At 65.4% G+C, this 10,819-nt stretch carries 10 protein-coding genes and 1 pseudogene; 3 read left to right on the top strand and 8 right to left on the bottom strand.

The genetic code is table 11. The annotated features are described in order from the left end of the window. Positions 1-334: pseudogene (locus LCM4576_RS37015) on the top strand (sugar kinase); the annotation flags it as partial. 99 nt (positions 335-433) lie between these two features. Here LCM4576_RS37015 and LCM4576_RS21350 read toward each other — a convergent pair. The 7 genes from LCM4576_RS21350 to LCM4576_RS21320 form a co-directional block, all read right to left on the bottom strand. Then, positions 434-1,321, bottom strand: coding sequence for an adenylate/guanylate cyclase domain-containing protein (locus LCM4576_RS21350; RefSeq protein ID WP_071034469.1), 888 nt, complete (start codon positions 1,319-1,321; stop codon positions 434-436). Between the two features lie 138 nt (positions 1,322-1,459). Beyond that, a complete protein-coding gene (locus tag LCM4576_RS21345) occupies positions 1,460-2,386 on the bottom strand; it encodes an anti-sigma factor (RefSeq protein ID WP_071034467.1) in 927 nt (308 codons plus the stop codon). Next, positions 2,373-2,942, bottom strand: coding sequence for a sigma-70 family RNA polymerase sigma factor (locus LCM4576_RS21340; protein WP_071034465.1), 570 nt, complete (start codon positions 2,940-2,942; stop codon positions 2,373-2,375). Before LCM4576_RS21340 ends, LCM4576_RS21345 begins: the two co-directional genes overlap by 14 nt. Before the next feature lie 229 nt (positions 2,943-3,171). Further along, positions 3,172-3,297, bottom strand: coding sequence for a hypothetical protein (locus tag LCM4576_RS37550; protein ID WP_274534977.1), 126 nt, complete (start codon positions 3,295-3,297; stop codon positions 3,172-3,174). Between the two features lie 120 nt (positions 3,298-3,417). Then, positions 3,418-4,803, bottom strand: a complete 1,386-nt coding sequence (gene chrA, locus LCM4576_RS21330; RefSeq protein ID WP_071034462.1) for a chromate efflux transporter — start codon at positions 4,801-4,803, stop codon at positions 3,418-3,420. Further along, complete coding sequence (locus tag LCM4576_RS21325; RefSeq protein WP_071034478.1) at positions 4,800-5,618, bottom strand: chromate resistance protein ChrB domain-containing protein; 819 nt, start codon at positions 5,616-5,618, stop codon at positions 4,800-4,802. The genes chrA and LCM4576_RS21325 overlap by 4 nt, the downstream gene beginning before the upstream one ends. Before the next feature lie 170 nt (positions 5,619-5,788). Then, positions 5,789-6,577, bottom strand: coding sequence for a 3-hydroxybutyrate dehydrogenase (locus LCM4576_RS21320; protein WP_071034460.1), 789 nt, complete (start codon positions 6,575-6,577; stop codon positions 5,789-5,791). A gap of 249 nt (positions 6,578-6,826) precedes the next feature. Here LCM4576_RS21320 and LCM4576_RS21315 point away from each other — a divergent pair, with 249 nt between their 5' ends. Together LCM4576_RS21315 and LCM4576_RS21310 are read left to right on the top strand one after the other, a co-directional pair. Continuing rightward, positions 6,827-7,615, top strand: a complete 789-nt coding sequence (locus LCM4576_RS21315; RefSeq protein ID WP_071034458.1) for an acetoacetate decarboxylase — start codon at positions 6,827-6,829, stop codon at positions 7,613-7,615. Continuing rightward, on the top strand, positions 7,608-8,768 hold the full coding sequence (locus LCM4576_RS21310) for a patatin-like phospholipase family protein (protein ID WP_071034456.1): 1,161 nt from the start codon (positions 7,608-7,610) through the stop codon (positions 8,766-8,768). The genes LCM4576_RS21315 and LCM4576_RS21310 overlap by 8 nt, the downstream gene beginning before the upstream one ends. Before the next feature lie 292 nt (positions 8,769-9,060). Here the strand turns inward: LCM4576_RS21310 and LCM4576_RS21305 are convergent, their stop codons facing one another. Next, positions 9,061-10,671 carry an inorganic phosphate transporter gene (locus tag LCM4576_RS21305; RefSeq protein ID WP_071034454.1) on the bottom strand — a complete coding sequence of 537 codons (1,611 nt, stop codon included), beginning with the start codon at positions 10,669-10,671 and terminating at the stop codon, positions 9,061-9,063. Positions 10,672-10,819: the final 148 nt, after the last annotated feature.

Raw genomic sequence — 10,819 nt, 5'->3', positions numbered from 1 at the left:
GCGGCTCGAACAGGARATCACCAGACAAGGAAGGCAGACGTCCGAGCTCTGGGAAAGAGGCGCGGACTGGCCGTCATTCGGCGAGGCCGAGATCGCGTGGCAGYGCGAGCTRGTCGGGCAAATGAAGTCGTCGATCGCGGCTCTGAAGCAGTTCGTTCCGATCACCTCGGTCGTCCTGTCCTCCTACGCGCCCCAGGCGGTCTGCAAGGCGATCTGCCGGGAACTCGAGCAGGYCATGCCGGGCATAGCCGCCATAGCCGGCAACATCGAGCGTTCGCCCAAGGCGGTGGGCGCGGCGGGCCTGCCCTTCAGCTCGCGGTTCATGGTGGAGTAACATTTATCGTCACCGCGTCTCGCTACCTGGCGGCAACACCTGCAGGTGATATCGGGCCGGCGGTGCGGCCGCTTGACGTCGCCCGCCCAGTCGGCCCGGTCAGCCCGGGATAATTTCGTAGTGAAGGATCTGGGYGTCGCCGAGGGACGATCTGCGTCCAGGCGAGATAACGCCGGAGCCGAAGAGGAGGATATCCTCGCGGCGCACGAATACTTCATCGCCGGGCCCCATCGACACAAATGTGCCCGACGAGCTTCGCTCGACAAGCCTGGCCTTGCCATTCGAAATGGTGAAGGTTGCGTGGTGTCTTGAGACCCAGGGCCGCTGGACGACGATATCGCATTCCGGCGATCGGCCGATCGTCACCAGTTCGTTGTTTCGGCAGGGTCGCACCTGATCTCCATAGCGGATGACCAGATTGATCTGCGGCGGGGCGAAACGCCTCTCGACAAAAGTGCCACGGCTGGCGACGTGCGTGGCGGGGGTCCCATCGTCGCCCCCCAGAGTATACACATCGAAGAGTTCCTGCTTTCCCTTGAAGGCCATTTTGTCGAGGAGCCGCAAGCTACCGCGGCTGCCCGCGGAAAGGGCTTCGAAGAAGCTCTGGCTGATCAGGACCTCCCCGGGGTTGGCCGTGGTGGACAACCGCGCGGTGACATTGACAACGTCGCCGAATACCGCGCCCCGCGCGCGAATGACCGCCCCGAAATGCAATCCGATCCGGGYGATCAAGGGCTCTTTCGTCAATTCGCTGCCAATCTGGCAGACGGCCCTCAACGCCGCCTCCGGTGTCTCGAACAGGCTGAGCACGTCATCGCCCTTCGAGTAGATGAAGTCGCCGCCGTGCTGGGCGACGATCCCGCGTATCGCGTCGAGACAATCCGAGACCTGACGCAGGGCGGCATCGTCGCCGATGCGCTCATAGAGCGGCACGCTGCCCACGACATCGGCCAAGAGGACTGCGGCCAGAAGTCTTTCCTGATCCATCGACTCGTATCCGCCCCGGAACGCAGCGTGTATAACATACCAAAGTCGACCGTGACTTATCACTTGTACGCCAAGGGGCCGGCGCAACCGGGGCAGATGTTTCGGCGCGATTAGGGCCGATAAAGACGTTTCCTTTCCCTAGCCTGGGCTGCCGGCCGCCGGATTGGCGATGATCGCCGCGCGGAAACGCGCGACGAAATCGTCCAGCGCCGGGCGTTCGGCGTCCGAGATCGCCCAGTAGGAGAAGGCATCGTCCGTCCAATGCACCAGGAGGAAGCCCCCTGCCGAGAGGTCGTCCGCCACCGGCACCGATTTGGCCTCGTTCTGCCGGGGCTCGGCCACCAGCGTGATCAGATGCTCGTGATGGCGGTAGACCAGCGCCGGCATCGGCTTGTCGCCGATCACCTCGACGCGGCCGCCGATCAGCGCATAACCGTCCTTGGCCATGTCGGGCGCCGCCGGCGACACGCCGATGCGGCCGTCGAGCCACGGCTTCACCGTATGGCGGTCGGACGAGACGATGTCGACCGGCGTCGCCGCCAGCAGGCTGCGGCGATGGCCGTTGGCGACCGCGACCGCGAAACTGTCGGACCCGTTGTCCGCCGTCGTCAGCCACTGCGTCGCGCCGCTGGCGAGAACAGCCGTCAGCGYGATCGAGGCCGCCATCTGGCGCCAGTCGAAGGAGTTGAACCAGCGTGCCGCGCGCGGCCGCATGGCGATCACATTGCCTTGCTGCTGTTGCGCGGATTGCTGAGGTCCCGCCGTCACGGCTACGGGCTGGGTTACGTCGTCCTCCTCGGCGCCTTTGACCTCGGCGATGGCCRCGATGCGCGCCAGGAAATCGTCGCTCACGACGGGGCGCTGCACGTTGGCGAGAGCGCCGCGCAGCGCCACCAGGCGCGCATGTTCGGCGGCAAGCTCCGGATCGGCGGCCATGCGCCGCTCGACCGCCAAAGCGGCCGCGGCGTCGAGCTCGCCATCGACAAGAGCGTGGATCATTAGCTTCATATCCTGCGGGTCTTGCGGCAATCCATCCTCATGCGGGCTAATTTCATGCGGGCTCATGGCGCCCTCCAAGTTCCGTCATCAACAGGCCGCGGGCCCGCGCCAGGCGCGACATCACCGTGCCTTGCGGCACGCCGAGCATGGTGGCGATCTCGCGGTAGCTGAGACCGTTGATGTCGCGCAGCACCACCGTTTCGCGGAAGGCTTGCGGCAGCCTGGCGATCGCCGCTTCAACCGCCGCCGAATTCGCCTTGGCGATCAGTRCAGCCTCCGGGCTGTCGGCATCGGAGTCGGGCGGCGGCGAGACGTCGTCGAGATCGGCGAGGTCGCCGACCGCCACCACGCTGCGCGGACGGTTCTTCGCCATCCATGTGTAGGAGGCGTTGCGCACGATGGTGAGCAGCCACGCGCGGGGGTTTCCCCCGGCGAACCCGGCAATACCCGCATGCGCCTTGAGGCAGGCCTCCTGCACGACATCCTCGGCATCGGCTGTGTTGCCGGTCAGCCAGCGGGCGAGCGACAGCGCATCGCCGAGGTGCGGCAGCACCACCTCGGCAAAACGCGCGGCMAGCATCTTTTCGCTCAACACCGTCCCGCCGTCGGGCGCTYCCGCCATGGGTCTGCCGCCGCCCTCAGCGGGAGGCGACGATCTGTCCCTGCTCGTGCGGGTGAAGATCGCGACCGCAGGCGATGGYGCCTGCTTCGAGGGAGGAGAAGGCATTGGTGTCACCGGAGTCAAGTGTCTCGGAAGCAAGGGGCGCCTCGGAAGGGGACGGCGCATCGCTGGCTGCAACGGGGTGCTCGCCGTCATGGTCGTGGATCTCGATGGTTGCGATCGGCACGGGTCAGGGCCGGCGGCGGGGCGGTATCGCCCAGAACAGGTGCGCCCAGCTCCAGCGCTCCAAAGGCCGGCGCCGGCTGAGGCCTTCGCCCCCTTCAGCCCGTGCGTATTTGTCTTCGTGCCGCTTCATGATGGTCTCCTGCTGTTGCGCACAAACGGCGCATGCCCTGGAGACCGGCAGACCGGGCCGTTTATTCCCGGCCGGTCGGCTTTTTCGTTCACGCTAACGTGATTGCAATGGCGTGCGGGCCTACAGCGCCTGCAGCGCAAGCCCCGCCAACGCCGCCCCCGCCAGCGTCGGCAGCATGCCGAGTTTCAGCCTGAACATGGCGACCATCGCAGCCGCCGAGAGCAGCGCGGCGCGCCAGTCGAGCGAGGGCAGGACCGGCACCTCCACGCCCCAGCCGACGCTTGCGACCTTGCCGAAAACGACATGCAGCGCGAACCACAGCGCAAGGTTCATGATCACGCCGACGACCGCCGCGGTGATCGCGCCCAGCGCCGCCGCCAGTGCCTTATTCTGCCGGAGCTGCTCGATGTAAGGCGCGCCCAGAAATATCCAGAAGAAGCAGGGGACGAAAGTGACCCAGAGCGTCAGCGCCGACCCGAGCGATCCGGCGAGCAGAGGGCTGATCGCGCCGGCATGACGATAGGCGGCGGCGAAGCCGACGAACTGCAGCACCAGGATCAGCGGTCCGGGCGTCGTTTCGGCAAGCCCCAGCCCGTCGACCATCTGTCCGGGCGAAAGCCAGCCGAACGAGGTGACCGCCGCCTGCGCCACATAGGCGAGCACCGCATAGGCGCCGCCGAAGGTGACGACGGCCATCAGGCTGAAGAAGCCGCCGATCTGGGCCCACACGCTGCCTGACCCCGCCAGCAAGGCGATCAGCGCCACCGGCCCCAGCCAGAGCGGCAGCCAGATGGCGACGGTGCGGATGGCATGCCACCGTGACGGCACGGTGTGGCCGAGTTCGCCGCGCTCGAACATCAGGTCGACCACGCCTTTGTTGTCGGCGGCGCTGCCCTTGCCATGTGCCGAGCCGGAAAACAGCCGTGGCGCAAATCGATTGCCGATCCAGCCGATGAGGCCTGCCGCAAGCACGATCAGCGGGAACGGCAGCTTCACGACATAGATGGCCAGGAAGGCCGCCACGGCGATCGCCACCATCGCACGGTTCTTCAGCGCCCGCTTGCCGATGCGGATCACCGCCTCGACGACGACGGCCAGCACCGCCGCCTTGACGCCGAAGAACAGCGCTTCGACGACCGGCGCATCGTTGTAGAGCATGTAGAAGCTGCTCAGGCCAAGCATAACCAGCGCGCCGGGCAGCACGAACAGGATGCCGGCGACCAGCCCGCCTGCCGTGCGATGCAGCAGCCAGCCGATATAGACGGCAAGCTGCTGCGCCTYGGGGCCAGGCAGAAGCATGCAGTAGTTGAGCGCRTGCAGGAAACGCTCCTCGCCGATCCAGCGGCGATCCTCGACCAGTTCCTTGTGCATCAGCGCGRTCTGTCCGGCCGGCCCGCCGAAGGAGAGCAGCCCGATCCTGGCCCAGAGCCGCGTCGCTTCGCGGAAGCTTGGCATGGCCGGGGCCTCGGCCGGCCGCGCGGCCCCACCTTTGGCAAGCACGGTCATGGGGTCTTGCCTCCGATCGGCCAGTTATGCGTCTCGTCGGTCGCGTCGCGGCACCAGCGGAAGAAGGCATCGTAGAAGAGCATGCCGGCTTCGAGCTGTTCGAGGTCGTCGCGAAACATGCGCGACAGGCCGAGCGAGGCGGCAAGGAACCCGGCCGCCTGCGGCACAAGGTCGAGGCGCGCCGTGTCCGCCCCGCGCACGATCAGCGCCAGGCGATCCAGCGCTTCGACGCGCAGGCCCAATTCCTCGATCATCGTGTCGAAAGTGCAGCGATCGGCGCGATGGCTCCAGAACACGCCTTCGATGTCGAAAGGAACCGCAGCGAAGCGGTCCGCCACAAGAGGCACTTCGGCCGGATCGACGAACAGGAACACCGCCTTGGGATCGACGAAGCGGCGGATCAGCCAGGGGCAGGCGATGCGGTCGACCTTCGGCCGCGACCGTGTGACCCAGACCGTACGCCCCTTTTCGTCGCGCGGCGGGATCGCGCCGGCGCGGACCAACGGCGCTTTGGCGGCAGCCCAGGCCTCGAAGCCGCCTTCCAGCGACTCCGCCGCGATGCCTTCATGACGCAGCCATGCGGCAACGCCTTGCGAGAGCTTCTGCCCCCTCTGGCAGATCACGACGACCTTGCGCCCGGAAAATTCCGCAGCCCAGGTCGAGACAGTTCTGAAATCGCGCCGGCAAGACGCCGGCAGCAGACGCGGGTCGGCTTCATAATCCTCGTCGGTGCGCACATCGACCAGGCAAGGCGCGTCGGGCAAGCCGATGAGACGGGCAAGCTGCGGAACGGTGATTGCGGTTGTTGATGGCATGGCGTCCACCTCCTGAACAGAGAGAGTCTGGACGCGATCGTTGGGCTGACGCCTCACGGGGTCGTCGCGGGGAACCCCTTGCGGGAATGCTGGAACGGTCCCCCGCGATTGTCAAGAATTCAAATTGCCAGGGCGGGAACTCCGCGCTTTACCGGAAGCGGCCGGTGGCTTTACTGCGCCGTCCAGCCGCCATCCATCGGCAGGGTCGTGCCGGTGATCTGCTTGGCCGCGTCGCTGCACAGGAACAGCGCAAGCGCGGCAAGCTCCTCGACGGTGACGAATTCCTTGGTCGGCTGCGCCGCCAGAAGCACGTCGTGCTTGACCTGCTCCTCGGTCATGCCGCGCGCCTTCATCGTGTCGGGGATCTGCTTTTCGACCAGCGGCGTCCAGACATAGCCGGGCGCGATCGCATTCACGGTGATGCCGTTTTGCGCGACTTCCAGCGCCACCGTCTTGGTCAGGCCGGCAATGCCGTGCTTGGCCGAGACATAGGCCGACTTGAACGGCGAGGCGACCAGCGCATGCGCCGAGGCCGTGTTGATGATGCGGCCCCATTTTCGGCTCTTCATGCCGGGCACCGCCGCCTTGATGGCGTAGAAGGCGGCCAGAAGGTTGATGCGGATAATGGCTTCCCACTTGTCGTCGGGAAATTCCTCGATCGGCGCGACATGCTGGATGCCGGCATTGTTGACCAGGATGTCGAGGCTGCCGAACGCCTGCTCGGCCTCGTGGATCATGGCGGTGACGGCGGCGCCGTCCATCATGTTGGCGCCCGAGTAGCGGCACTTGACGCCGAAGTCCTTCTCGATGCCGGCCCGCTCCTGCTCGATCCCCGCGGCGTCGCCCAGGCCGTTGATGGTGACGTTGGCGCCTTCGGCGGCGAAGGCGCGCGCGATTGCGAGGCCGATACCGCTGGTCGAACCGGTKACGAGCGCATTCTTCGAAGACAGGGAACCCATGGGAGATCTCGCGACAGGAGGACAGGAGGGAAGAGTATGAAGGCAGACAACCCGGAAGGCACACGATTTGTGCGCCGCAGCATCACAATGCCACACCCATATGTCGGCGCTGTTACAGCGCCGTGACTGCGTTTGCCGGCTCCAGGAAGCGCCGTCCTGGCGCTGACACGGCACTGTCATGCTGCCATGCAACATATTTGCCAGCGCATTCGCGCGGGGTCATTTCAAACCTGTTTTGGGGCACCAGCCATGGAAATCGCCGACGTCGTGAAGCGCGCCAATGCGATGCCGCTCACCAACCCGTCCTTCCCGCCCGGCCCTTATCGTTTCTTCGACCGCGAATACATCATCATCACCTACCGCACGACGCGCGAGGCGCTGGAGGCGGTCGTCCCGGCGCCGCTCGAGATCGACGAGCCGCTGGTCAAATACGAGTTCATCCGCATGCCGGACTCGACCGGCTTCGGCGATTATACCGAGACCGGCCAGGTCATTCCGGTGCGCTACAAGGGCCAGCACGGCGGCTATGTGCACTCCATGTATCTCGACGACGACGCGCCGATCGCCGGCGGCCGCGAGCTCTGGGGTTTCCCGAAGAAGCTCGCCAGCCCCAAGATCGTGCATGAGGGCGAGGTGGTGGTCGGCACGCTGCATTACGGCAGCGTGCTCTGCGCCACCGGCACCATGGGCTACAAGCACCGCGAGGCCGATCACGACCAGGTGCTGGCCTCGCTCGCCGCGCCCAATTTCCTCATCAAGATCATCCCGCATGTCGACGGCAGCCCGCGCATCTGCGAGCTGGTCCGCTACTATCTCACCGACGTCACGCTGAAGGAGGCCTGGACGGCGCCCGCCGCGCTCGACCTGCGCCCGCATGTCATGGCCGATGTCGCCAAGCTGCCTGTGCTCGACATCGTCTCGGCCGTTCACTTCACCRCCGACCTGACGCTCGGACTCGGCGAGGTCGTGCATGATTATCTCGCCGACCACGGCCGATCGGCTGCCGGCGCGAAGGAGTTGGAGAAAGCCGGTGCTTGAGCGTACCCGCAACAAGGCGGTTGCCGCCACCATCCAGGAAATCACCGCGCAATATGACCGCATCGCCCTGGTCTTCCAGGGCGGCGGCGCGCTCGGCGCCTATCAGGCCGGCGTCTATCAGGCGCTTGCCGACGCCGGCTGCGAGCCGACCTGGCTTTCCGGCGTCTCGATCGGCGCCATCAACGCCTCGATCATCGCCGGCAACGAGCCGAGCCGCCGCCTGCAGCGGCTGGAGCAGTTCTGGCAGACGATCTCGGGCCGCAAGATCTGGGCCTATACGCCCGAAGGCGACGTGTATCGCGATATCCGCAACCAGACCTCGTCATTGATGACGATGACCATGGGCCAGCCCGGCTTCTTCAAGCCGCGCAGCCCCAACCCCTGGTTCCAGCTCTCGGGCGCGGAAGGCGCCACCAGCTTCTACGACACCGCCGAGCTCAAGGACACGCTGGAAAGCCTGATCGACTTCGACGTYCTGAACGACGGCAAGAAGCGGCTGAGCGTCGGCGCGGTCAATGTCAGGACCGGCAATTTCGTCTATTTCGACACCGACAAGGTGCGCATCGGACCTGAGCACATCATGGCGAGCGGCGCGCTGCCGCCGGCCTTCCCCTCGATCCGCATCGAGGGCGAGTATTACTGGGATGGCGGCATCGTCTCCAACACGCCGCTGCAATATCTGCTCGACCAGGAGGAGGACCGCTCCTCGCTGGTGTTCCAGGTCGACCTGTTCAGYGCTCGCGGCGTGCTGCCGCGCGGCATGGCCGACGTCCTGTCGCGCCACAAGGACATCATGTATTCCAGCCGCACGCGCCAGAACACCGACAACTTCCAGCGCATCCATGCGCTCAAGATGAAGCTGCTCGACGCGTTGAAGYGCGTGCCGCCGGACCAGCTCAAGGACGGTGAGAAGGAGCTGATGGCCGACTATTCCGACGCCGGCGTGGTCAACATCGTCCACCTGATCTACCAGCACAARGGCTATGAAGGCCACGCCAAGGACTATGAGTTTTCCGGCACCTCGATGCGCGAGCACTGGGAGATGGGCCTGGAAGACACCGAGCGCACCCTGCGCCACAAGAAATGGCTGATGCTGCCCGACAACGCCGACGGCGTCACCATCCACGACCTGCACCGCGAAGACCCGACGTAAGGTCCGCGACGGGCCGTTCCATCGACAGGCACCCCTCGTCGAGTTCCGTCACACACCCCTCTGTCCTGCCGGACATCTCCCCCGCAAAGGGGGAGATCGGATGTTGCGCGGCATTCGCCAATTGTCGACGTCGAAAGGGGGTGCAGCGCCTGAGCTGCCAATCTCCCCCTTGCGGGGGRGATGGCCGGCAGGACAGAGGGGGGTGCTGTCCCGCCAGCGTTTTGAGGGTGGGCATCAAACAAAAGGCAGCGCCGGCGACCGGCGCTGCCTTGTTTGGAAACGCTTCCGCCGCTCAGAACACCTGGCGGAAGATCACGAACAGCACGAAGGCCAGCGCGATCGAGCAGGGCAGCGTCAGCACCCAGGCCAGCAGAAGGTTGCGCACGGTCGACCACTGCAGCCCGGAGCCGTTGGCCGYCATCGTGCCGGCGACGCCGGACGACAGGACATGCGTGGTCGAGACCGGCAGGCCGAGGCGGTCGGCCATGCCGATGGTGATCATCGCCACCAGCTCGGCGGCGGCGCCCTGGCCATAGGTCAGGTGGCTCTTGCCGATCTTCTCGCCAACGGTGACGACGATGCGCTTCCAGCCGACCATGGTGCCGAGCCCGAGCGCCAGCGCCACGGCGATCTTCACCCACAGCGGAATGAACTTCGTCGCGTTGTCGACCGCCTTGTGGTAGTCGGTGACCGCCTTCAAATCGGCGTCCTGCATCGGCAGCAGTTTCTTCTTGTCGATCAGCTTCAGCGCTTCGCCGATCAGGTAGATGTCGTTGCGCGCGTTGCTGACCAGATCGGTCGGCACCTTCTCCACCGTGGGATAAGGACCAAGCTCGGCAGTGGTGTTGTGGATGTAGGTCTGCAGCGCGAGCGTGGTCTGATCATTCCAGGACTTGCTGCGCACGGCTTCCTGCACGGCCGCCTTGGCGGCATTGGCATCCGCGACGGTGACGCCGGGCTTGACGTATTTGCCCAGCGCCTGTTCGACGGCGACCGATGCCGATTTGTAGGCGTCGAGATAGTTGATATCGGGCGTGCGGTTGAGCGCGTAAGCCGTCGGCACCACGCCGATCAGGATCAGCATGATCAGGCCCATGCCTTTCTGGCCGTCATTGGAGCCATGCGCGAAGCTGACGCCGGTGCAGGTGAAGATCAGCAGCGCGCGGATCCACCATGGCGGCGGCGTGTTGCCCTTCGGCGCCTCGTAGAGCGCCGGGTTGCGCACCAGGAGCTTCATGGCATAGAGCAGCGCCGCGGCAGCGAAGAAGCCGACGATCGGCGAAACCAAAAGGGTGGTGCCGACATTGGTCGCCTGACCCCAATCGACCCCGCTCGTGGCGCTTCCCGCCGGAGCCATGAACTGGTTGGCGAGGCCGACGCCGATGATCGAGCCGACCATCGTGTGCGAGCTCGAGGCCGGCAGGCCAAGGAACCAGGTGCCGAGGTTCCACAGGATGGCGGCGACCAGAAGCGCGAACACCATGGCGAAGCCGGACGACGAGCCGACCTGCAGGATGAGCTCGACCGGCAGCAGCGACAGGATGCCGAACGCCACCGCGCCGCTAGAGGTCAACACGCCGAGGAAGTTGAAGACGCCGGACCACATGACCGCGAATTCGGCCGGCAGAGAACGCGTGTAGATGACGGTGGCGACCGCGTTGGCGGTGTCGTGAAAGCCGTTGACGAACTCGAAGCCGAGCGCGATCAGAAGCGCGATGCCGAGCAGGATCCACGGCACCGTCTTGGCGATGGCCAKATCCTGGCTGAGCGCATAGCCGACATAGATGATGCCGACGAGCACCAGCACGCCGAAAGCCGGCAGGAACCATTTGGCCCCGCCCGATTGTTCTAGGGGATGATCCGGTCTCGGGATCCCCGCCTCACTGGAAACTGCGTCCACCATTGTCCCACTCCATTTGCATTGCAGYAAAGAACCGGGAAGGACGCTATGTCCGTAGGATGAAGCTGGTGTGACGCTCTTAACCGTTTGGTCACCACCAAACAGTTTGGTCACCACCAAACAGTTTGGCCACTRCCAAACAGTTTGGTGG

This window comes from Mesorhizobium sp. LCM 4576 (assembly GCF_001854815.1).
Classification (GTDB): Bacteria; Pseudomonadota; Alphaproteobacteria; order Rhizobiales; family Rhizobiaceae; genus Mesorhizobium; species Mesorhizobium plurifarium.
The sequence above is the reverse complement of the archived record's forward strand: the minus strand, read 5'-3'. Positions and strand labels throughout refer to the sequence as shown.

What these genes read in the sequence shown, in the direction of transcription:
- LCM4576_RS37550 (WP_274534977.1), bottom strand. Translation starts at nt 3,297, where the DNA reads ATGAAGCGGCACGAAGACAAATACGCACGGGCTGAAGGGGGCGAAGGC.
- LCM4576_RS21325 (WP_071034478.1), bottom strand. Translation starts at nt 5,618, where the DNA reads ATGCCATCAACAACCGCAATCACCGTTCCGCAGCTTGCCCGTCTCATC.